Here is a 23,104-nt window from a genome sequence, read left to right on the forward strand (position 1 = left end):
TTAATTGTTAACCTTTTGTGATTATTTAATGTAAAAAAAGCGCTACTCTAATACAAATTAATTTTTGAGTGTTTTTAATGAATCGCAATTACTTGGTTATTGTGAGCTTTGCTGTTTTAGCGGCATTTCAATCTGGTGCTGTATTGGCTTTTGACTTTGACCTAAAATCAGTACGAACCACTATTTCAAACCCAAATACTAGCCATGCGTTAATATACGATGACTTGGCTGGTAATCAAAAAACACTGTTTTCGTTAGCGCCCATAAACAACCAACGTGTGGGTGTGTTTTTTGATATTAACGACATTGAAATTGGCTATTCAGCCGATATTTTTGAAGATAATGTTGAAACAAAAACACAAGATGTACTGCTTTCATACAGAAAATTTAAAAACTCTAAAATCACTTTTAACTACCAAACCCTTGAAGGGCTGCAAAGCACGGCTAGCAATTTAAGCGGCAATCAAACGGATAAAATTTTCTCGCAAAATACACGTTCAACTAAGTTTGAGCTATCTGGGCAACACAACTTTTATACCTTCAATAATAAAGAGTCTTTGTTTGAGCATTTTTTTCTTAATAGACCAAAGCTAAGCAGCAAATTTGACGTGGCATTAAGTGTTGTTGGCGCGTGGTCTTTCAAGCATGTATCTCTTGAGGATAAAGATAATATAGTGTTTCAGGCTGACTTTTTAAATTCATCTGCACCACAGGTCACTAAGTTAATTTCTAATTCGTACGGGGCGAGTATTGGCTCGCTTTTATCGTTTTCGTTACCGCATAATGTTCACGTATTTGCTGAATACAAAGTAGGTAAGGGAAATATTCGAAATACAGACCCTGGACTGGGGTTAAAAGATTCGGGCGCCGAAAAAGTTGAGGCCTACGGTGGTGGAATTTCTTGGACTTCCGACAATAAAAAACTTATGGTCGTACTACGTGCATGGGGGCAAACAGGCCGGCATATAGATACTTCTTTTGGTGATTTGTCAGTAATTAAGTTTTTTTAGTATTGAGCACCGAAATAACACATTTAACTGGAATATTATGAGTAAGAATAACGATGTACCTCAGGCTTATGTGAAGCAAGAGGAAGGTTACCGAATAAAAGCTTTAAGACTGTACCCTTGGGTGTGTGGGCGTTGTGCTCGTGAGTTTGAGTACTCTAATTTACGTGAATTAACGGTGCACCATGTTGATCATAACCACAGTAATAACCCTGAGGATGGCAGTAACTGGGAGTTATTGTGTATTTATTGCCACGATAATGAGCACAATAAATATCACGAACATATTATGTATGGCGGGTCGACTACAGAGCGCAAAGTAGGGGCTGCAACGCATTCTCCATTTGCCGATTTAAAAGCAATGCTTAATAAATCAAAGTAATATTAGTTAAATTAAGAGCCTAAACCTAATTTTTATTAATTTAAATGGCATTTTGAGGGTGAACGGTTATAAACCGAAGCAACCTCAAAATTAACTTTAAATTGGTTTTATCAAAGCTCTTTTGCTGTTTTGTCTTTTATGTCAAACCAGTTTGAATCGGCTGAAGTAATAAAGCCAGGTACGTCTTTTAGCCATTGTTTTTGAACCGATTTATCAAGATTTAAATAAAGTTTGTTTTCAACAATTTTGAAAGCCTCTGGATCTACGTCAAACTTTTTCTCCATTGATACACCAAACGCACAAAAGCCACCAAATTGTGGTGCGTACTTTTCTGGGTTAGCTCTAAATAAGTCGCGGTGCTTAGCTGAGCTGAACTTATAAATGGCATTTTTATGTGTTGCAGTATATTCAGAGCTGCCTGTTACCGCTTTGTTTTGGGTAAAGTAAGCAACGGTATCGTAGCCACTAATTGCAATGTCGTTAACGTCTGCATTTGCGTCTATATCTGCTGCAAAGCTTAGTGAACTTGCAAGGACTGATGCTGCAAAAAAAGCTGATTTAGTGAGTGTCGAAAATTTCATGTGTATCTCCAAATAATAATTTAATTAGTGTGTTTGTTTAAAACTCAACTGTACTTTATCGTTATTTTTTGGTTAATATGCGTCTATTAGTCTGTATTTTCATACCAATAATCCAAAGAGGCGTTTATGGATGTGCTTTCGAGTGTTCTGAGTCATTTTTCACTTAACGCTAATGTGTTTTTTAGTGGGAACATGTGCGGTACTAGCGATTTTAGTAACGATCAAGGTGTTGGGCATTTACATTTATTGCGTTCAGGTACGTTAAAAGTGCGCAGTAACAGTGGTTTTGAAGTTGTTTTATCAACGCCTTCGGTGATCTTTTTTCCTCACTCTACAGGGCACTGTTTGTTTTCGGATAAGGACGATGGTGCTGATTTAGTGTGCGCGCAAATTAGCTATCAAAGTGGAGGGCATAGTCCTTTATTACAGGCGTTGCCTTTTTGTTTAAATTACGAATTAACAGGTGATGGATTATTAGATCAAAGCGCTTTTTGGATTTTTGAAGAGGCATTTAAAGACGCCAGCGGTAAGGATTTAATTATAGATCGCTTATGCGATGTGTTTTTAATTAGTGTTTTGCGCAAGGTATTAGAAGAGGGCGCAATTAAAACCGGGATGATGGCAGGGCTTGCCCATCCTCAGTTGGCTAAAGTATTAATAAAAATACACCAAACCCCAGAGCAAAACTGGTCGCTTAGTGTTATGGCTGAGGCGTGTGGCATGTCGCGCTCTAAATTTGCTGACACGTTTAAGCGAATTATAGAGCAAACACCAGCTGACTATTTGGCTGATTGGCGTTTGTCAGTTGCTAAAAAGCTTATTTTAAAAAATCAAAATATGGATTTAGTGGCTAATCAGGTTGGGTACGAAAATGGCTCTGCACTTGCTCGTGTATTTAGAAAAAAAACAGGGCAAGCGCCAAAGGAGTGGTTATTGAGCCAGCAGTAAATTTTTAGTTTCTTTGAGTAAGCTGCATTTTCGAATCTGGTGAAGGTTTTCGTAATATCAAATTAATAGGGTCTTAATTTACCTCAGAATCACGATAAAACCAGTCATGCCCGAGGTTACGACTTGAGTGAACTTCGGGCATTGTTATTTGGATAATCTTGAAATTAAATTTTAATCGCCTTAGTAGGAGTTATTGATAACCCACTAAAATGTTTCATCACTAATTGCCCTTGGCTGTTCTTTTCTATTACTAAGTAATTGTTTGAATTAGGATAGTAAAAGCTATTGTCAGACATGGTAATAAGTTTTATTTTATCGCCGCCAGTGCGCTGTGAGTACAAAGTATTATTTTCAAAAATGAGGCTGCGTAAAGTGTTTTTATCAATTCGGTAATCACCTAATACAGGCGCTAGTTGTTGCGCTGTTATATCGGCTTTTTTAAACTCGGGCAGTACGATACCAAGTGCTTTAGCGATGAGTTTTTCGTTCATAAAAATAGGATTTATGTGGTTGGAATTAGCCAGTACAGCTACATATAGCTTTTGCTCTGGAATATAGCGTGCGTGCGCTAAAAAGCCATTTATTCCACCTGTGTGTTTAATTACAGTGTATTCATTCAAAGGCTTAATAATTAATCCATAACCGTAGGATGAAAAGCTGCCGTCATTTAGTTTAAAAGGGCTGATCATTTTTTCATAACTTGGTTTACTAATTAGCTTGCCAGACGATAACGCACTAAACCAAATATTTAAGTCGGTTGGGGTAGATATAAGCGCCCCTGCGGCATAGGGCCAATCCATGTTAATGTAGCTGGTGTTTATTAAACCTTGCTCTGTTTGCTCATACCCTGATGCGCGGTGGGCAACAAGTTCTTGTCCTTCGTAACTGCTTTGAGTCATCCCTAGTTTTTTAAATATATTTTGTTCAATAAAGTCTTTATAAGATTGCCCACTCGCTACTTCAATTATTTTACCAAGCAGTGAATAACCGGTATTTGAATAAGCCATCGCTTCGCCAGGTTTAAATACCATTGGGTGTTTGGCAAATCTCGTGAGTGTATCGTCAACGCTGGTGGGTACTTGTATTTCTTTATCGAATAGGTCGTCGTCATCTGTGTAGTTGGCTATGCCCGATGTATGGGTTAATAAGTTTTCGATTGTGACGAGGTTGCCCTCAGTAGGAAAGCTTGCAACATATTTATGAATATCATCTGAGGTTGATAACTTACCTTGCTCTTGTAGCATCATAATTGCAGCGGCAGTAAATTGTTTTGAAATAGAACCTAAACGTAAAACGCTTTGCTCATTAAGTGCAATGTTATGCTCAAGGTTGGCAAGCCCGCGCGCTCCTTTAAAAAGTACTTTGCCATTTTTACTTATAATTACCGATACCCCAGGCTCGTTTTCAGTAAGGCTCTCGTTAAGAATTTGCTGATATTGCGAGGCCGTCGGGTTTGCTATTACAAGGCTGGGTGTTAATAGCAAGAGGGCTAACAAACAGCTCGTATAAAATGGCTTAATCATATTCATCCTTTTAGTTTTTATACCAAACCTGTAAATAGGTTTAGCAATCCTTGTGTTTAATAGTGATTTAATATTGCACAGCTAAAAAGTAAACACAATTATCGAATTTTATAGGAGCTCAGTAATAGGTATAATCGCTGCGTTTATTGGTTTTATTATTTTCTTACAAGGAAGTTATTTATATGCCCGATATAACGGCACTTTTATATATTGCTATTATGGCTTTTTATTTTTTACACAAAAACGAAGAAGCCAAAATATTAGTGCCAATAATTGGCTTTGCTGCAATCCCTCTTTTTAGCAACGATTACTGGCTATGGTTTAAGGTAAGCGTAGTGTTAGGAATTTATGTGTTGATGGTAGAAAAAACTAAAGCAGGGTATACCGGTGGTGGGGCTGTTTCTGCATTTGCTGCATTTTTTATGGTGGCTTTTTTAGTCAGTATTTTTATAAAGACCATTTTTTCTTTTTTTATTAATTTTAGTTTTTAAACTTCTATTTTAAAATCTGCTCTGAATACTTAAAGGTAATTTAGCTAATTAGCTAAGTAAGCTGTCTGTTATTAAAAAAGCCGAATCCCATTTTATGGTTCGGCCTTTTTAAGTTTTAGATGAATAACAATGAGAGTTATTGTTTCTTTTCGCTTGGTGCTGGTTGCCCGTAGTTAGGTGAGCGAGGGCCATATAGCAGGCCGTTATATGCATCCGACGATAGTAAGCGTGTTGAAGTCATTGCAGCGATTTCAAAGCCTTTATCAGTGACAGTTTCAGCAATTTGATTAATTGCTGCAATAACAAGCATGCCTACAAGGCCACCACCGCCATTACTTTGTTGTTCAGCTGAAGAGGCTCTTGCTTTGCCTTGCCATAATTGCTCGCCAGTGCGTAAATCAACTAATGAAGCTGACACAGTTACAGCTGTTTCGCTAGAAATGACAACATAGCTAGTACCGTATTCTTCAATAGTGATGTAAAGCGCAGAGTCTGCACCAAAAATCTCATATAATTTATTTGCCGGTACTTGGTGCACGTCGCTTGCAACAGTGAGGCCATTACCTTTAAAGGTTTGATCGACTAAAGCAACCGGAAAAACATAAAAGCCGGACTCAGCTATAGGCGCGACCATTTGAGTCATCACACTGTATGGTGCTATTACTTCAGGTGTATTATTTAGCGGTGGTAAAATAATAACTGAGTGAGGGTCTGCCTGTTTAAATGCTGTGTAGTCGTGTGCTGGTGGAGGTGAAACACAGCCAGCGAGTAATGCGACTAAAGCGATCGCTGTGTATGATTTGAAATTAAGCATATTAAGCGCCTTTAGCAGACTTTAGAAGGAAGTCGATGTAATGAACTGACTCTGGGAAAAGTGATTTCTCAGTTTCGAAGTGAGTAGTACCTAATGAAGGATCACCCGTTTCAAAATACAGCATACCTAGGTGAGCATGTAGGCCAGGTGCAACATTTTTACTTTTGTTTGCGGCATCGGCAATAATTTGTTCAAGCATACTAATTTGCTCTTCGGCTGTTACGTCATCTGCTTTTAAATAGGCGTATACGGCAGTGCTATAGTTGCCGTAATAGTAAATAGGTTCTTTCGTTGAGTTACAACCTGTTAGGGCAATACAAACAAATGCTAAGGTAATTAGCTTTTTCATTACTTGTTGCCCCATTGACCAGCTTCAAGACCCGTAACTAACTTGTTAACTACTTCGCGAATAGCTAAGTCGAGTACTTTGCCATTTAATGTGGCATCGTATGAAGCTGTGCTTCCAAAACCAATAACTTCACGTTCTGATAGGCTGTATTCACCAGCACCTTGCACTGAATAAATAACTTCTGATGTAGTAACATCAACAACATTAAGCGTTACTTTAGCATAAGCAATTTGCGATTTACCTTTACCCAATAACCCAAAAAGTTGGCGATCGCCAATAGCTTTACGGCCAAACTCTGTTACATCACCAGTTACAACAAATTTAGCACCGCTAAGAACTTGTTTTGTACCTGTTAACTTTGCTTCTTCTGCAAGGGCTGCCATATTGTCGCGATCAAGCACACTAAAGCGATTTGTTTGTTGTAAGTGGCTCATTAGTGTTGTTTTTGCTTGGCTGCCTAAACGGTCTTGGCCTGAGGAAAATATACCATTTTGAAAGCTCGAACGGTTTACAAACTGACCTACGACTAGTTTGCTTTTTGTACCTGAGTAGGTTGTGTTATAGCTAGCAACAGTTGGTGTTTCTATTACTTTAGATGATGTTGTAGCACACCCAGCTAAAGACGAAGCTGTAATTGCAGCGATTACAATTGTTTTAATGTGGCTTTGGTTAATTTGCATAAATTTTTGTCCATATAGGTAATTGCAGAAGTTTTATTGATAGGCGCTTGATTTTTATACTTATAAGTCAATTACTTATTTCAAGAGTCCATTCAAGTTACTTTATAAACAAAAGTCGATGTAAATACAATGTTATTTATGTTTTATACAGGTACACATATTGAAAAAGAATAAATCCTTTAAAGTAACAATGCTAATTCATTAGTTTTTAAATTACCCAAAGCCTTTTTCTATAGTTGATATTAAAGAACATTTATTGCGCGCTGAGCTGTTAATTAGTAATTTTATGCGAATTAACCTTAACGTTTAAAACCAATCCGCTGCAACTTGTAGTGGGGTAGGGTCGCCTTTTTTTGATACCCAAAATACTAAGGCTTGCTTTGTTGGCGATATTTTTTTAGCGCGAGGCAGGGTTAAGTCAGTTAATGATAATTGCTGCTTAGTTTGCATGTTACTTTGCTCGTAACCAATAACTACAAAGTCGTGTTTTAACTTATGGCCTGCGTTTTCGCCGCTGTGTATTTGTGTTTCTATACCAAAACCTAACAGAGCTACATGAGCTATTAAGTTTTGTTTGGTATCATCTTCGGAATTAACAGTATTGTATTCGAGGTTAATTTTACTGTTGTTTATAGTCGCTTTTAAATTACCTAAGTAATGGGTTTTAGTTATAGGTATAGCTTGTTCATAAAACCAACCTTGCCACCCGCTACCGTTAACCATAAATCCTGGGGTTGCTACAATCCTACTTTTACCGAGTGCCTTATACGTACGTTGTCTTTTACTAAAAACAGCAGAGGCAAACGGGTCTTTCCATCCTAAATAATCCCAATAAGTAACATGAAAATTAATAGGGATTAAATCAGTCCATAGTTTTTCATCATCTGTAAATTTTGAAATCCACTTTTCAGCTGGTGGGCAGCTACTGCAACCTTGCGATGTGTAAAGTTCTAAAAAGGTAGTGGGATTAGCTGTACTAGAAATAGTTACTTGCTCAGCCGCTTGGCTTTGAAAGCAAAAAATTATTAACCCAACAAGTGAGATAAAAAATGGACGGGATAGTGCTTTAAAAGGCATGTTGCTTCTCGCAAAGGCTGATATTGCATTCAGCTTAAATGATATTTACGAATGAAGTATCACGAAATACTCACAATTAAATCACGTTTTAATTGTATATTTTACTTATTAAAAACTTAATTTGAACACCCGCTCAAGTTGTGTTTTAATCGTTGCTCAATTATTGAGGAACTTTACATGATTAAATTTTATTTTCACCATACTCCTAACCCAATGAAGGTTGCACTCTTTTTAGAAGAAACAGGCTTACCGTTTGAACTTGTTCCTCTTGATACTTTAAAAGGTGAGCAACATACACCTGAATTTAAAGCAATTAATCCAAACGCTAAAGCACCAGCAATTGTTGATGGTGAAACGCGTGTGTTCGATTCGAATGCTATTTTAATGTACCTTTCTGAAAAATATGGAAAGCTAGAAGGCAAGAGCGATGACCGCGCTGAAATGCTGTCGTGGTTAATGTTTATCGCATCTGGTTTAGGTCCGTATTCAGGGCAAAGTGTACACTTTAGACATATGGCACCAGAAGGGCTTGATTACGCGGTTAATCGTTATTTACGTGAAGCGCAGCGCCATTACGAAGTGCTTGATACGCACCTTGAGGGTCGTGACTTTATTGTGGGTGATACATACACAATTGCTGATGTATCTGCATGGGGCTGGATTGATAAAGCACCGGTTGTATTAGGTGAAGAGGGCTTAGCACCGTATCCAAATCTTAAGCGTTGGTTTGAAAGCATTGATAGCCGCCCAGCGGTTGCACGTGCACGCGTAACTGGTACTGATGTAGCCTTTAAAAAAGAGTTTGATGAAGACGCTAAAAAAGCATTTTTCCCTTCAAACTACCCAAAAGTATAAAAAGTACTTAATATAAACAGCAGAGCAGTTAGCTGATCTGCTGTTTAGTATTTTATGGCTGTGTTAACGCCTCTTTATTTTCATCTGCCACGAATAAATTAACTTCCTCGGTGTGCTGGCTTACGCTATTTCTTTTTAGGGCGATGTATAGGTCTGAGTGAATGTATATACCCTCTGTTCCTGACTTCATTCCTGCAATATCAAACCATGAGAGCAGCTGGCGTTTTCTGCCTGCAAGTTCAAGCCTTATATCGCGCTTTTTAAATATAACGTCGAGATCGGCAAGCATGGCCATTACACTTAAATCTAAGTGAGTAAAGCAGGGTACAGCGTCAATTATTACACATTGAGTGTCGTCTTTTTGTCTTGCGTATTGCTCAAGTAATCTGCGTTTAAAGTAGCTGGCATTAAAGTAAGTTAAAGGTGAATTAAAGCGATAGATAAACACGCCTTGCACCGATTTTGCTTTATCTGTGGCGTCTAAACTTCTTACTACACCGTTAACATCTACGCCGAGTATATTGTCGGTTGGGCGCATAACAGTGCGAATAAATTGAAATAACCCCAGTAATACAGCAAGTGTGATCCCTGGTATAACGCCAATAAATAACACCGCAAGTAAGGTGGCTGAGGCGAGATAAAATGCCTGTTTATCTTTTCGTTTTAATTGCCAAACCGCTTTTAAATCGAGTAAATGAACAGAGGCAATAATAAGTACAACACCTAGCGCTGCGCTTGGAATAAATTCAAGTGGGGCTGTTAAAAACACGGCTATGAGCGCAATAATGGCCGCTGCTATTATTGATACTAACTGCGTTTTACCACCTGTTGCATCGTTAACAGCGGTGCGTGAGTCGGCGCCACTGACTGCAAACCCTTGCGAAAGAGCCGACGCAATATTGGCAATACCTAACGCTCTAAATTCTTTATCGGCGTTTATGTCGTAGCCATTTTTAGCTGCAAAGCTGCGGGCAGTTAGCATCATACTAACAAAGCTCACGATGGCTAAGTTAAGTGCGGGTACCACTAGCTCACGAATAATCCCTAAATCAAAAACAGGGGTATTAAAAACGGGAAGCCCGCCAGTTATGGTGCCAATAGTTTTTATATCAAGTTGTTTTAATTCAAAAATCCATACCAAAAGCGCACCAAAAGCAATGGCAAACATAGATGCAGGCCACGTGGGTCTTATGCGCTTCATGGCAAAGTAAACCGCCAGTGTAAACAAAGCCATTAGTAAGGTGGGAACATGTGTTTGCGCTAGGTATGTGGGCACACCACCTAAGCGTTCAAGTAGGTAGCGTTCGTCAAAGGTAAAGCCAAATACTTTGGAAAATTGACCCACAATAATAGTAATGGCTACGCCGTTTAGTAATCCCATTAAAATAGGTTTAGATAAAAAGTCGGCTAATACACCTAGCTTAAATTTACTGGCTATAAAGCACCAAAAGCCGGTCATAGCGGTCATGGTGACAACAAGTTGCCAATGTTTAAAACTGTCACCTGCAGCAAGAGGTGTTACTACTGCTGCAATAACGGCGCAGGTAGCAGCATCAGGGCCTACTATTAACTGTTTTGAAGTGCCAAAAAGTGCATATAACATCATTGGTAATATGCAAGAATATAACCCTACGGCAGCATTAACACCGGTTAGCTGTGCGTAAGCAATGGCAACAGGTAAAGCTACGGCAGCTACCGATAGCGCTGCTCTTAAATCATCAGCAAACCATTGTCGCTCATAGTGCAGCAATGTATCTAAACCCGGCATAAAATTATATAAACGCGACAGCACTTCAACTTTTCCTGTTAATAGTAATAACGCTTTGATAGTAAATTTAATATTCAAATAAGTATAGCTAGGAGGGAGTGTTTTTTACGTAATATAAAGCCACTTTTTTATAGACGTAAAAAAGCCTGCATAAAAGCAGGCTTTAGCTTTCAGGGAAAATTAAAATTTAGCGCGAATACCAAAGCTATAACGACGATCCGCTTCAGTGTACTTCCAAGCACCACCTAGTTCAGATAGGTAGATTGAAGGTTCACCCGTTAAGTTAGTCGCATTACCTACTAGCGTAATATTTTCGTTAATATCCCAGCTTGCAGAGAAATCTAACTGGCCTCTGTCGTCACGGTAGTTATTACCGTAAACAGTGCCTTCTGCTGAAATACTGCCATCTGAGTTAATATTTTCTACGCGTTTTTCGTTTTCAGTATCTAAGAAACTGTCACGGTAGTTATAAGCGATACGAGTAGAGAACCCTTCGTATTCCCAAAATACTTGTAAGTTATATGTATTTTTAGAAATATCTAATAGTGGGTTGCCGTTTGGTTGTTCGCTGTCGGCATACGTGTAGTTTGCATTAACACCTAAGCCAGAAAATGCACCAGGTAAACTTGTGAAGAACTGTTGGTAGCCCACTTCAAAACCTTGTACTGAGCCGTTTTCACCATTTACATTTTTAACTGTATCGATACCCGTTAGTCCTGCATCACGCAGACCTGCAACATGGTTAAAGCCATCTGCATCTACTGGGTAGTCAGTCGCATCAGAGTAAACTAGGTTGCCTTGTGAAACACCTGCAACGTCAAGCTGACATACTTGGTTCCATTGAGTTACGTTTTGACCAGTTGAAGTGCTTGAAGAAGCCTGACAGCTGCTTTCGTTACTTAAGAAAGACTCAACATCTTTATAAAATACAGCAAAAGATAGTACGTTACCTTCATCAAAGTAATGCTCTACAGATAAGTCGTATTGTGTTGCGCGGTATGGTTCTAAATCAATAGAGCCTTGCGTTGCGCCTGTAATATCGTTATTAACGTCAAACGCAGGACTTAGCTCGCTAAAGTCAGCGCGACGCATAACTTTTGCAGCAGCAAAGCGGAATAATGTTTCGTCTGAGTAGTTATACGTAACGTTTAAGCTTGGTAAAAAGTCGCTGTAGTCATTGTCGCCAGTTACTTTTTCGCCGTTAAGGAACACGCTTGATTCTAAATCTGTAGTCACATAACGACCACCCACAATCGCAGTGATGTTATCAAAATCTAGGTAAGCCGATACGTACACCGCAGCTGTATCTTCAACCACGTTACGGTATGCACTTTCTTGAAATTCTTGGTTATCTGAAAGGCTACCTGTTGATGCTAGGTTAGTACCTGCAAGTAACTGCTGAAGTTGAGCGTAAGTATTTGCAGGGTTAGATAAACCGTTGTAGCTTAAAAACGTTAGTAGGTCATTTTGTCCCGAATGACCTAATTGGTCAAAAGAGTTGTCGTGGCTAACTGTTGTGAAGCTATTTGAAAAAGCAGCGTTGTAGTCATCAACCCATAAAGTAGCTAATGAACCATCTGAGTCGTTAAATGCATTTTTGTAAATGTCTTTAATTTCTACTTTGTATTGCTCATATTCGTAATCGCGGTTAGTAACACGGACACCTGCTTTTACTTTAGATACCCAGCTTAAGCTGCTGAGAGGTTCAAACATTTCAACATCAAAACGAATAGCTGTTTCGTCATTGTCTGTTCTTCTATCTTCACTTTTAAACGTACGAAGTGCTAAGTTTTGTGGGTCAGTAAATGCATTTGGATCTGAATGAATGATGCTAGGTAATTTATTACCATCTTGAGAAAATGCACCATCATATAAATGATTTACTAGATCAACGCCGCCACTTGCTTCGAATGTTGATTTTTCGATTGGGCGAAGTGTAAATTCAGAATCAGGTCTTACGCTTTCTGATGATGCTACTGCAATTTCACCAGAGATTTTTATGCTATCAGTAAGGTTCCACTCTGCACCAAGTGCGTTTGAAAACGAGTCAGTTTCACGAAAGTCACTGTATGTTTTAGGGATACCAAATTCGTTTGTTAGCGTGTAATTATTTACGCCGTTAGCATCTTGAGTTGTATTTGCATCTGTTGATAGTGAACCTGCAACACCTAATATAGAGTTACCACTTTGCTCACCAGAGCGTTTAGTGCCACTTAAATCTAGATACACCATGCCATTGCCAGATTGCGGTGCCCACTGAAGTGATAAATTTACAGCAGTACGTTTACGTTGTTCTACATATTGCTCAACACTGTGCTCGTCTCGTACGATAGCGTTGCCACTTGGTGTATTACCTTCTTGGCCATTAATATCAATGTCTTGAGGTTTAACACGGCTAGACGTTTCATCTTGACGAATTTCACGATCTTGATACGAAAACATAGCAATGGCACCAAAGGTACCCATTTCGTCAAAGTCCCAGTTGTTACCAAGTGAACCGCTAAAAATAGGCGCTACTTTTTCTGTTTTATCTGCATATTCACCATCTAATGAAACTGCGCCAGTTAGTTTATCTAACTCTAATGGGCGAACTGTTTTTAAGCTAACTGTTCCGCCTAATGCACCTTCAATCATATCGGCAGTAGGAGACTTAACTACTTCTACTGTTTTTAAGAAGCTTGATGGGTAATCTTGTAAGCTAATACCGTCACGAGAGTCACCAATAGTAGAACGACCGTTTAATTCAACACGGTTCTGAGGTAAGCCACGAATCGAAACACTGTCACCCACACCAAAATCGGTATTAATAGATACACCAGTAATACGTTGCAGTGCTTCTGCAATATTATTATCAGGTAACTTACCAATGTCTTCAGCAACAATCGCATCTACAATACGTCCGTCAGTACGTTTAAGCATAGCGGCGGCTTTCATACTACCTAGCATGCCTTTTACTTCAATAACTTCAATATCTGCAGCTGCCGTTTCTGAAGCTGCCGGAGCCTCTTGCGCTGCAATAGTAGAAGAAGCCATTAATAAAAGGGCTGCTGCACTGATTGTTGTAGAGCTACTTCTTTTATGTTTATTAATTAATGTTGAAGTAATTTGATTGAGTTTCATGTATCTCTCCCGTTTGGGTACGACTTACGTCATTGTGTGTGTTGTTACTTGGCTTGGTTAACCAATTTAACTGCTATTTCCCTGTGGTGTGTCATACAGGTGGTATGGTTGAAATTAGTCCAATTCAGCTTTTATTACAACCTTTGTTTACCAAAAATTCACAAAGTGTATTACAAAACATTCTTTTATTTTGCTTATACTTAATAAATTTAATGGCTTATGATGTGTTTTTATTTTTAATATTTTGAATGAATTTTATTAAAGTATGCTTACCAAAGGCGCTTTTTTATATTTTTTGTACTATTTAACCTAGATTTAGATGCTATTTTGAGCTTTTGTGATGTGATTTTATACGTGTTTAGTTTGCTTTTTAAGTGATGTTAAAATAATGAGGTATTCATTAAAGGTTGGGTATGGCTTATAAATTTGCGAAATAGTGAGGAGTGTAAAATCATTCAATTTTATTTTGGTTATTTGTTTTGGTAATACCAATTTTCTATTGTTTTTATATGAATTTTGTATTAGAGCTTACTGATACATATCTATATATTATTATAAATAGAGTGATTTTTACGCAAAAAAAAGCCCAGCATATTAATGCTGGGCTTTCTTAAATTAAATATATTAGCTTTTTAACTCGCCTGTAGATGATTCTAAATGGGCTCGAATAAACCACTGAAATTGCTCTAGATCAGCCAGTTGGCTGGTGATCATATCTTCAGACACTGGATCTAGTTCAGAAAGAGTCTCAATTGCTTTGCGGTGATCGCCATTAACGCCGTTGTATACTTTATCAAGTGCGGCTAAATGCTCGGTTACTAACCCTTTACCTACTGAGTATTCGCTCCAAGTACGACGATCTACAATTGATTTAGGCGTACCAACGGGTACTCCACCAAGAGTCGCAATTCGCTCTGCAATTGTATCTGTCATTTCGCGCACAATGTCTACCTGTGGGTCTATCATTTCGTGTACGCCAATAAAGTTAGGTCCCACTACATTCCAGTGAATATGCTTTAAAGTAAGCTGTAAATCTATCAATGCAACCATGCGGTTATCTAGCGTAGCTATTGTTTTTTGAGCTGATTCGTCACTCATACCTGGCGCGGTAAATTTAGTTGTTTTGTTTGATTCGTTATTGTTACTCATAATTTCTCCTACATTAAGTAATGTGTTGCTCATATAATATGTTGCGTTATGAGCATGACTTAAACTTAATGAAGCAACTGTTATGCCGTAAGTTGATTGTTTTTAAAAGCTGTTTAAAAACATGGGGTTATGTTTTTATTTGAGATTTTAGAGGCTGGAGGGGTGATTGAATTTTTGAAAAGCCTGCATACATTTGTAAAATCTGCAGACTTTAATTTAATAACGCTTAAGTGTATTTAAACTTTGGCTATATATTCGTGCGCTTTTAAAACATCGAGCGGCACTATTTCTAATGATTTTTTATTTGTAGCTTCAAGTACCACCGGTGGCGCAACGTTTGCTGAAATAGCATGAAGCCATCTTACTGCACACAAGCACCATTTATCACCGGCTTTTAAACCTTGAAAATCGTAAAGGGGGTTTGGGCTTATTAAATCGTTACCTTGCGATTTTGAAAATTGTAAAAACTCTTCAGTCATAATTGCACATACACTGTGATTGCCAAGATCTGATTCTGGTACATAACAAAACCCTTCACGTGTGTAGCCACCATTACCGCAACATAGTTTTAAGCGTGTGCCGAGTACATTAAATTGATTCGCCATGAAATACCCTAATTTGTGGTGTTTAATAAATTTACTCTATCAGGAGTAACTCGCATGAGATAGCTATAAAATTTAAAAGAGGGAAGGGCTACACAAACTTAAGCCCGCAGCAAAATTGCGGGCTTAGTATTGTTTATTATTTAATACGCAACGCCATACAATCGCTATGGCCGTTTATGATCATGCTTTTATCAACACGCACGCCACCACCAGAGTATTTACCGGCGGCTGTAAAACTACATATTTGTACAAAGTAATCATCTACTTTAGGCAGTGTAAATAGCTGTTGGTATATTTGGTCTTGCTCTGCAAAGTGCCCCATTGTTTTTTCTATAACTTGCTGCTGTTCATCAACAAGTTGAATATTAGCGCCACAGCGTCCTACTATTGGTTTAACTACATAACCGGTTTGTAATAACTCGTCGTTAAGCTCAAACGCGGTATTAAGTAAATATTCATGATTAGGGAACAAGCTCCACAGTATTGGTAAAATGGCCTTGTTACTTGGGATCAATGTCCACAGCGGTTCAAACACCATGATATTTTTACGTAGTAATACATCGACTAAGCGTGGCGTTTCACCAGCTTGAAATTGTGGTTCAAAGTTATCAGTTAGTGATTGGTCGGCTTCACACTCTTCACGAATTTGATCAAGTGCGGTTTCCCACGACCACGTTTTCCACACGTAACTCAGTTGTGCGCCGTCTTCATCTACTATGTTGCCTGATTCATTCCAGCGAAGTGTGCTTAAGCCAATTACTAACTTACACTCAAAGCCCGCGGCTTCAATAGCTTCTTTCATAAATAATGCGTGGTAATGCTCTTCTGGTTCATCATCTTGCAGAATATGAACAAGACCTTTTACTTCACTTTTACGCCATGCTTTTACGAGATCTTTAAATAAATTTTGGCCTGCATCTACACCTGTTTTAACACCAAAGTGTTTTGCCCATTTACCCTGAACTTTGCCGCTCTCCATATAACACGATGCCGAATCGCAATTGTATTCGTAAACTTTTAAACCTGCTGCTGTTAAAGCAAAGTCAAACCGACTGGTAATTAATTGGTTTAAGCGGTTATCCCACGATTGGCGAATTTTATTAATCACAACATCGGGTAAATTAAACTTTTTTAATAACTCAGGGTGCTGCAGTACATAGTCGGTTGCATGCATAAATAAGCCATGCAGCTCATTTGTTGCATGCTCAATGCTTTGCTGCGCCGTTTGAGATATCGCAAAGTAATTATGTTGATCCGCAGCTACTGATGTAAGTTTATGGCCTTGCATCATTTCTACGTAGGCAGCTTCATCGTCATTCGCAATATTTAACCATGACTTGTTTGCTTGGCCTGTATCTACTGCTTTATGGGCTTCTATAATAAATAAATCAGTGTTTAGCTCAGACGTTGGCTCAGCATATTCTGTTTCATCAGTTTGTGTCATCCAGCCTAAAATAGTGGCGTCGCTGTAAGAGCACTCAATCCAATAGTCGCCATCTTTAGTTACTTTTGCTTTTAGTTCACGGCACCAGCTTTGATCTTTTGGCCATATTTGATGTCCTACATTTTGCTCAGCAAGGCGTATTTTATCTTCGTGCACTTCAACAACGACAGCAACATGGCCTGTTTCTTCAAACTCGCCGCCTTCTTCCCATATAAGTAAGCTACCTACTTGAGGATGATGTTTTGCACCATTTTTAAACGCGTTTAGTGGCAATCTGTTTTGGCTATTTACATCGCGCACTGAACGCAGCTCAAAAATATCGTAAGCCATAGCAATATCATCAAAAATATAGCTATGGTTGAGATACATCCATCGACGTGCAAACTCAACGCATTGCCATTTATAGCCCATGTAAATGCCATCAAGGTAACTACGATAGGCGCTACGATTAGGATAAATGCTTTCGTCAGCCGTATCATAATCAGATGAGTACACAGCAACATTACCAGGTGCATAACCTAATAAGGTACCAAAATCACTAGCAGGAGCAGAAGATTTCATAAACAAAGATGTTCAAAATAAAGGTGTGATAATTTGCTGACTATATGAGCGAAACTGCGTTATAGCAAGATATAAAATATGTTTTTACGAAGGGGGATAAGTAAAAAATCACTCATTCATTAAAGAGTGAAAATACGGGAGAGTACTTTTACTAATAGTGTTAGGTTTGGTGCTTTTTTGGCTTGTAACTGGTTGAAATTTATTAATATTTTTGGCGTGATTATTACTGTTTAAATCTCAATTAAAAAATGGAGAAGCTATAGGTAACTTCTCCACTTTTATTATTCATATTTAGTGATTTTTATAATATGTAAAGCAGGTTAACGCGCTGCTAAATCATTTCAGCATCTATATGGCGTATTAGGTTTGATACCCAATTAACATATTGGCGGTGAATTTTTTTGCCGTTGTAGTTTAAGTTAATAGAGTCTTTATAGTTGATTGAGTATGCCGTTTTGTCATACGCAATATCGACAGTTAATTGGTGTGTGCGAATATCCAGTACACCTTTTATTTTACCTTCACTCATAGGCGTACACTTCCAACCAAGCTGAATACATGCCTTTAGAATACCTTTTTCTACGTCAGCTTCACTGTTGGTAATTGTTGATGTTTGTGGAATAGGGTTTTGTTCAAAGTCTCTTACTGCAACAGATGTTGAACAACCAGCAAGTACAGTAAGTGCTGCCGCTGTAAGTAAAATTGAGTACTTTTTCATAATAATCCTTTGTTTTAATTTCATCCAATTGTGTTGTCTCGCCAATATATGCGCGCTTAGGTGAGATTATCGGTAAATTTATAGATGAGTGCCAGTAGTAATTAGAAAATTAAGAGAGCTAACCGAGATTTATATCGGGCATTAACTTTATTTATGAACTAGTTAAAGTTTAATTATTTAAGCTATAAACCAAGGGTTAAAGCAAAATTATGCGTTGAAAGATTTACGTGAGCGATGACATGTTTTGAGGGAACGCTCTTTCTTTATGTTTTAAATTACTCCTATAGTCGTACTTTAGTTAATTTTTTGTTAAACTATTGCGCTTAGTATGGATTGAAGTCAGTTAAAAGTTTTTAAAACAGGAAAAACAATGGAAGACATAATAAACAACATTGATATAAATCAATATTTACCCGCTGCAATTACGTGGGCAACCAACATATTACTAGCGATTGCAATCTTACTTGCGGGCTTATGGCTGGCAGGCAAAGTACGCAATTTAATTATTGGCTTATGCCATAAATACACTCATCTTGATGATACGCTTTTTCGCTTTTTAGGCAGTATGGCTCGCTACATCATATTAGCGTTCGTTATTATTGCTGTGTTAAATCGCTTTGGTGTACAAACGGCCTCTATTATTGCTTTGCTAGGTGCTGCGGGACTTGCTATAGGCTTGGCGTTACAAGGTGCAATGTCGAACCTTGCCGCAGGCGTTATGCTACTTGTTTTCAGACCTTATAAAGTGAATGACTTTATTGAGGCCGCAGGGCGTTTTGGTAAAGTAACAGAAGTAGATATGTTTACTACTATTTTACAAACGTTCGATAACCAACAGGTTATTATTCCAAATAGTCAAATTTGGGGCGCGCAAATTATAAACCATTCACATCATCCAATTCGTGGTGTGGATATGCATTTTGGTGTTGCTTACGGTGAAGATACAACGGCTGTACGTAAAGTTATAGATGCCGTACTTGCAGCGCACCCACACATACTAAAAGATCCAGCTCCTTTTGTTGAAGTAGAAACTCTTAACAACAGCTCAGTAGACTTTTTAGTAAGACCTTTTTGTAAGGGCGAGCATTACTTCGATATTCTTTACACGGTGCCAGAGTTAATTAAAAAAGCACTGGATGAAAACAACATCGAAATACCTTTCCCACATCGTAAAGTTATTTTAGTTAACGAAAGCAAAGATTAACTAAATTTAAAACGATTTAAACCTAAGGGCACTTTTAAGTGCTCTTTTTTTGTGTGAAAAAGTTACATACCTGTGTAACCTTTTCTTTTATAAACCACTTCAAATACTACATTGTTATCTGTACAGCCCTTTTTTACTAGGTTGGATGGCTGGTCTTTATTTTGCATTTGCATAGTCGCTTTTAGCTTTAAAGCTCATAAAAACTATTGACCCATTAAATCAAACTGTATGAAGGACTAAACATGGCTGAATCATTTAAATACTCAGGTAATAAAGGGCATGGCGGTGAATTGCATCAAAAAGCGTCGGATGAACACCCTACCATGACCACCGCGCAGGGCTGCCCTGTAAGTGACGATCAAAACTCATTACGTGCAGGAAAGCGTGGCCCAGGATTATTAGAAGATCACATAATGCGCGAGAAGATCTTTCACTTTGATCACGAACGCATTCCTGAGCGAGTAGTGCATGCACGAGGTTACGGGGCACATGGGTACTTTGAAAATTACGACACGCTTGAAGATTTAACCTGTGCAGATATTTTTCAGCGAAAAGGTGAAAAAACCCCAGTATTTACTCGTTTCTCTACAGTTGCAGGTAATAAAGGGTCTCCAGATTTAGCACGTGATGTACGTGGTTTTGCGGTAAAATTTTATACCCAAGAAGGAAACTGGGATTTAGTGGGAAACAATATACCGGTTTTCTTTATTCAAGATGCGATGAAGTTTCCAGACTTAGTTCATTCAGCTAAAGCCGAGCCCGACCGAGGTTTTCCGCAAGCGCAAACAGCACATGATAACTTTTGGGATTTTGTGAGCTTATCGCCTGAGTCAATGCACATGGTTATGTGGGCAATGTCTGATAGAGCTATTCCGCGCTCTTTACGCTTTATGGAAGGTTTTGGTGTTCATACCTTTAAATTTATTAATGCCAAAGGTGAAGAGAAATTTGTTAAATTTCATTGGAAACCAAAAGGCGGCATGCAATCTGTAGTATGGAACGAAGCACTTAAGCTAAATGGCGCAGACCCTGATTTTCATCGCAGAGATATGTGGGAATCTATTGGTAATGGCGACTTCCCTGAGTGGGAGCTAGGTGTACAGGTGTTTGATCAGCAATTTGCTGATGAATTTGAATTTGATGTATTCGATGCCACTAAGCTTATACCTGAAGAGCAAGTACCAGTGCAAATTGTTGGCCGTATGGTGCTTGACCGTGTTGTAGACAACTTTTTTGCAGAAACAGAGCAAGTAGCATTTTGTACTCAAAACATTGTACCGGGGCTCGACTTTACACCCGACCCGCTACTGCAAGGTCGTAACTTTTCATACTTAGATACTCAAACTAAGCGTTTAGGTGGTCCTAACTTTACGCATATTCCGGTCAATGCGCCTAAATGTCCAATGCGTCATTTTCAGCAAGATGGCCACATGGCAATGCACAATCCAAAAGGGCGTGTTAATTATGAGCCAAACTCATGGAGCGGCGACGAAAACAACCCGCGCGAATGCCCAGTACATGGCTTTAAAAGCTCAAAGGAACCTGAAGTAAGCGGCGGTGATAAACTGCGTTATCGCTCAGAAACATTCAGCGATCATTACAGTCAAGCTCGTCAGTTTTACTTAAGCCAAACAGAAGTAGAGCAGGCGCATATACAATCTGCGTACGTGTTTGAGCTTTCTAAAGTCGAGCATGTACCAATACGAGAGCGTTTGGTATCGCATTTATTAAATATTGACGAAACCCTCGCAAACAAAGTTGCCAAAGGACTTGGCTTGCAAGAAATGCCAGACCCAGCTGAAGCTGCTATGCCAACACGTAAAGACTTACCTGTATCTGATGCGTTAAGTATTTTGAAAAATGCGCCCAACACCTTCAAAGGCCGTAAATTAGGTATTTTAGTAAGTGATGGCTTTAATGCAGACATCTTTGAATCGGTTACCAATGCACTTAAAAGTGAAGGCGCAAACTCTGAAATTATTGCCCCACAAGTTGGCGGTGCTAAATGCAGTAAAGGTAAGCACTTTAAAGCTGATCAGGTTATTAATGGTGGTCCATCGGTTTTATACGATGCAGTACTTGTACTCACCACTGAAGAGGGAGGCGAAAAACTAGCTGCTATTGCAGAAGCTAAAGACTTTGTAAGTGATGCGTATGCACATATGAAATACATAGGTTTTACAAGTGAGGCTAAGCCATTATTTAAAGCCGCAGGGCTCGATGATAAAGCAGATGATGGCTGGATTGATTTAGAGGCACACTCTGCCGATAAATTTATAAATACATTACGTAATTTAAGATATTGGAAACGTTAGTAAGCTCAATAATTAAAAAACCACAGCATGTAATTGTTGTGGTTTTTTTAAGCTCACCTAGTTAAGGAATTAGTTCAAGCCAACAATAAAATTGGATATATTATGAAGCTTAATGGCGCTTGTCACTGTGGCAAAGTGGTATTTACGGTCAACTCAAAACACCCTTTCCTTATAATTTATGCTATTGCTCTGTATGTCGTAAAACCGCAGGGAGCGGCGGGTTTGTTATTAATTTGAACGCACAATACAGCACGCTTGAGGTTACAGGGCGTGAACACATAACTATTTATCATGCAAAAATAGGCGATAAAATCAGCCCTGCAGAGCGTCATTTTTGTAAGCATTGTAGTGCTAACTTGTGGTTATACGATGCACGTTGGCCTGAGCAAGTTCACCCCTTTGCAGGTGCAATAGATAGTGAGTTACCCATACCGCCAGAGCGCACTCATTTAATGCTTGGTAGTAAAGCAAATTGGGTAAATGCACCCATTAATGAAGGTGACAAGCAATTTGAAGAATATCCTGATGAAAGTATCGCTGCTTGGCATAAGCGTTTAAGCCTCGAAAAGTAACGCAATTTTTTGTATGAGCTAAGCTTAAATTTAGGGGCAATTAAACGCATATTTAGTTAATTAAATATTAAAAATCACCGCGTAAGTAAAGGAGAATATTATGGCAGTCTCAGCAATACCAAAAGGGTTTCATTCAGTTACACCATATTTAATTATGAATGACGCACAAAAAGCGATAGATTTTTATTGTGATGCATTTAGTGCTGAACACGTAATGCAAATGCCTTTACCTGATGGTGGAATAGCCCATGCAGAAATAATAATTGGTGATTCACATATTATGCTTTCAGATAATGGTTCTGAAGAGCATTTAAAAAGCCCAAAAGAACTCGGTGGTACAGCGCTAAGCCTTATGCTTTATGTTGAAGATGTTGATACCGTATTTAAAAAAGCAATTGAGCTTGGTGCAACACTAATAAGACCCTTACATGATCAGTTTTATGGTGATAGGACCGGCACACTACAAGACCCATTTGGTCATATATGGATCATTGGTACACACAAAGAAGATGTTAGTGACGAAGAGTTAAATAATCGTATTGGGAATATAACAAATCAAGAGCAAGACGCATAACTAGCATGCTAATTAGATTTATGTACCTTCCTAATTACGTTGACGGCTTTAATGAAAGGCTTGTAGCTTTTGCTTCAACTCATCTAGGTTTTATCTTGTTATCGAAACCGTTTTCTGCCTAAACGTAGCTCACTTAGTAAAGCGAATTAGTATAAATTACTAGTTAAATTTTAGGCATAAAAAAACCTCAGCCAATAATTAGCTGAGGTTCAAAAAGTGGTACCAGCGGCCGGACTCGAACCGGCACTCCTTTCGGAAGGGGATTTTGAATCCCCCATGTCTACCAATTTCATCACGCTGGCATAATTTTTCTTTAATCTTTTAAGCATAAAAAGATAAAGAAAAACCACTTAAAATAAAAAGGATA

General features: G+C 38.5%; 20 protein-coding genes, 1 tRNA gene and 1 pseudogene. 9 read left to right on the top strand and 13 right to left on the bottom strand.

The features are described from left to right. Positions 1 to 77 precede the first annotated feature (77 nt). Positions 78 to 1,010 carry a hypothetical protein gene (locus GQR54_RS12395; protein ID WP_166377981.1) on the top strand — a complete coding sequence of 311 codons (933 nt, stop codon included), beginning with the start codon at positions 78 to 80 and terminating at the stop codon, positions 1,008 to 1,010. Positions 1,011 to 1,047: 37 nt separating this feature from the next. Further along, positions 1,048 to 1,389, top strand: a complete 342-nt coding sequence (locus GQR54_RS12400; protein ID WP_166377983.1) for a YajD family HNH nuclease — start codon at positions 1,048 to 1,050, stop codon at positions 1,387 to 1,389. Between the two features lie 110 nt (positions 1,390 to 1,499). On the opposite strand, the gene GQR54_RS12405 is transcribed toward GQR54_RS12400, so the two are convergent. Further along, positions 1,500 to 1,970 carry a YHS domain-containing (seleno)protein gene (locus GQR54_RS12405; protein ID WP_008165251.1) on the bottom strand — a complete coding sequence of 157 codons (471 nt, stop codon included), beginning with the start codon at positions 1,968 to 1,970 and terminating at the stop codon, positions 1,500 to 1,502. Between the two features lie 126 nt (positions 1,971 to 2,096). Here GQR54_RS12405 and GQR54_RS12410 point away from each other — a divergent pair, with 126 nt between their 5' ends. After that, positions 2,097 to 2,918 carry an AraC family transcriptional regulator gene (locus tag GQR54_RS12410; protein WP_166377985.1) on the top strand — a complete coding sequence of 274 codons (822 nt, stop codon included), beginning with the start codon at positions 2,097 to 2,099 and terminating at the stop codon, positions 2,916 to 2,918. Positions 2,919 to 3,082: 164 nt separating this feature from the next. On the opposite strand, the gene GQR54_RS12415 is transcribed toward GQR54_RS12410, so the two are convergent. Next, a complete protein-coding gene (locus GQR54_RS12415) occupies positions 3,083 to 4,441 on the bottom strand; it encodes a serine hydrolase domain-containing protein (RefSeq protein ID WP_166377987.1) in 1,359 nt (452 codons plus the stop codon). Positions 4,442 to 4,623: 182 nt separating this feature from the next. Between GQR54_RS12415 and GQR54_RS12420 the strand changes: the two genes are divergently transcribed. After that, positions 4,624 to 4,932, top strand: a complete 309-nt coding sequence (locus GQR54_RS12420) for a hypothetical protein (RefSeq protein ID WP_166377989.1) — start codon at positions 4,624 to 4,626, stop codon at positions 4,930 to 4,932. A 136-nt stretch (positions 4,933 to 5,068) separates the two neighbouring features. Here the strand turns inward: GQR54_RS12420 and GQR54_RS12425 are convergent, their stop codons facing one another. The 4 genes from GQR54_RS12425 to GQR54_RS12440 all read right to left on the bottom strand — a co-directional run bounded on the left by GQR54_RS12425 (position 5,069) and on the right by GQR54_RS12440 (position 7,852). After that, complete coding sequence (locus GQR54_RS12425; protein ID WP_166377991.1) at positions 5,069 to 5,746, bottom strand: DUF799 domain-containing protein; 678 nt, start codon at positions 5,744 to 5,746, stop codon at positions 5,069 to 5,071. A 1-nt stretch (position 5,747) separates the two neighbouring features. Further along, positions 5,748 to 6,095 carry a DUF4810 domain-containing protein gene (locus tag GQR54_RS12430; RefSeq protein ID WP_166377993.1) on the bottom strand — a complete coding sequence of 116 codons (348 nt, stop codon included), beginning with the start codon at positions 6,093 to 6,095 and terminating at the stop codon, positions 5,748 to 5,750. Next, positions 6,095 to 6,775 (bottom strand): CsgG/HfaB family protein, encoded by a 681-nt coding sequence (locus GQR54_RS12435; RefSeq protein ID WP_166377995.1) that lies wholly within the window; start codon positions 6,773 to 6,775, stop codon positions 6,095 to 6,097. Before GQR54_RS12435 ends, GQR54_RS12430 begins: the two co-directional genes overlap by 1 nt. A 306-nt stretch (positions 6,776 to 7,081) precedes the next feature. Then, positions 7,082 to 7,852 (bottom strand): DUF1223 domain-containing protein, encoded by a 771-nt coding sequence (locus tag GQR54_RS12440; protein WP_166377997.1) that lies wholly within the window; start codon positions 7,850 to 7,852, stop codon positions 7,082 to 7,084. A gap of 177 nt (positions 7,853 to 8,029) precedes the next feature. On the opposite strand from GQR54_RS12440, the gene GQR54_RS12445 reads away from it, so the two are divergent. Next, positions 8,030 to 8,707, top strand: coding sequence for a glutathione S-transferase family protein (locus GQR54_RS12445; RefSeq protein WP_166377999.1), 678 nt, complete (start codon positions 8,030 to 8,032; stop codon positions 8,705 to 8,707). A gap of 52 nt (positions 8,708 to 8,759) precedes the next feature. On the opposite strand, the gene GQR54_RS12450 is transcribed toward GQR54_RS12445, so the two are convergent. The 6 genes from GQR54_RS12450 to GQR54_RS12475 all read right to left on the bottom strand — a co-directional run bounded on the left by GQR54_RS12450 (position 8,760) and on the right by GQR54_RS12475 (position 18,072). Further along, positions 8,760 to 10,499 carry a SulP family inorganic anion transporter gene (locus GQR54_RS12450; protein ID WP_166378087.1) on the bottom strand — a complete coding sequence of 580 codons (1,740 nt, stop codon included), beginning with the start codon at positions 10,497 to 10,499 and terminating at the stop codon, positions 8,760 to 8,762. 156 nt (positions 10,500 to 10,655) lie between these two features. Then, positions 10,656 to 13,595 (bottom strand): TonB-dependent receptor, encoded by a 2,940-nt coding sequence (locus tag GQR54_RS12455; protein ID WP_166378001.1) that lies wholly within the window; start codon positions 13,593 to 13,595, stop codon positions 10,656 to 10,658. A gap of 624 nt (positions 13,596 to 14,219) precedes the next feature. Then, positions 14,220 to 14,744, bottom strand: a complete 525-nt coding sequence (gene dps / locus GQR54_RS12460; RefSeq protein WP_166378003.1) for a DNA starvation/stationary phase protection protein Dps — start codon at positions 14,742 to 14,744, stop codon at positions 14,220 to 14,222. Between the two features lie 236 nt (positions 14,745 to 14,980). Next, positions 14,981 to 15,349, bottom strand: coding sequence for a DUF2237 domain-containing protein (locus GQR54_RS12465; protein ID WP_166378005.1), 369 nt, complete (start codon positions 15,347 to 15,349; stop codon positions 14,981 to 14,983). Between the two features lie 136 nt (positions 15,350 to 15,485). Then, positions 15,486 to 17,354 carry a bifunctional glutathionylspermidine amidase/synthase gene (gene gss / locus GQR54_RS12470; protein WP_166378007.1) on the bottom strand — a complete coding sequence of 623 codons (1,869 nt, stop codon included), beginning with the start codon at positions 17,352 to 17,354 and terminating at the stop codon, positions 15,486 to 15,488. Between the two features lie 331 nt (positions 17,355 to 17,685). After that, positions 17,686 to 18,072 carry a hypothetical protein gene (locus tag GQR54_RS12475; protein WP_007581468.1) on the bottom strand — a complete coding sequence of 129 codons (387 nt, stop codon included), beginning with the start codon at positions 18,070 to 18,072 and terminating at the stop codon, positions 17,686 to 17,688. A gap of 370 nt (positions 18,073 to 18,442) precedes the next feature. Between GQR54_RS12475 and GQR54_RS12480 the strand changes: the two genes are divergently transcribed. The 4 genes and pseudogenes from GQR54_RS12480 to GQR54_RS12495 all read left to right on the top strand — a co-directional run bounded on the left by GQR54_RS12480 (position 18,443) and on the right by GQR54_RS12495 (position 22,737). Then, on the top strand, positions 18,443 to 19,276 hold the full coding sequence (locus GQR54_RS12480) for a mechanosensitive ion channel domain-containing protein (RefSeq protein ID WP_010553100.1): 834 nt from the start codon (positions 18,443 to 18,445) through the stop codon (positions 19,274 to 19,276). A gap of 242 nt (positions 19,277 to 19,518) precedes the next feature. After that, positions 19,519 to 21,591, top strand: a complete 2,073-nt coding sequence (locus GQR54_RS12485; protein WP_166378009.1) for a catalase — start codon at positions 19,519 to 19,521, stop codon at positions 21,589 to 21,591. Between the two features lie 102 nt (positions 21,592 to 21,693). After that, positions 21,694 to 22,163, top strand: a pseudogene (locus GQR54_RS12490) (GFA family protein). A 100-nt stretch (positions 22,164 to 22,263) separates the two neighbouring features. Further along, on the top strand, positions 22,264 to 22,737 hold the full coding sequence (locus tag GQR54_RS12495; protein WP_166378012.1) for a VOC family protein: 474 nt from the start codon (positions 22,264 to 22,266) through the stop codon (positions 22,735 to 22,737). A 217-nt stretch (positions 22,738 to 22,954) separates the two neighbouring features. Here the strand turns inward: GQR54_RS12495 and GQR54_RS12500 are convergent. Beyond that, positions 22,955 to 23,039: transfer RNA gene (locus tag GQR54_RS12500), tRNA-Leu, on the bottom strand. Positions 23,040 to 23,104 lie beyond the last annotated feature (65 nt).

This window comes from Pseudoalteromonas sp. Z9A4 (genome assembly GCF_011378845.1).
Lineage (GTDB): Bacteria > Pseudomonadota > Gammaproteobacteria > Enterobacterales > Alteromonadaceae > Pseudoalteromonas > Pseudoalteromonas arctica.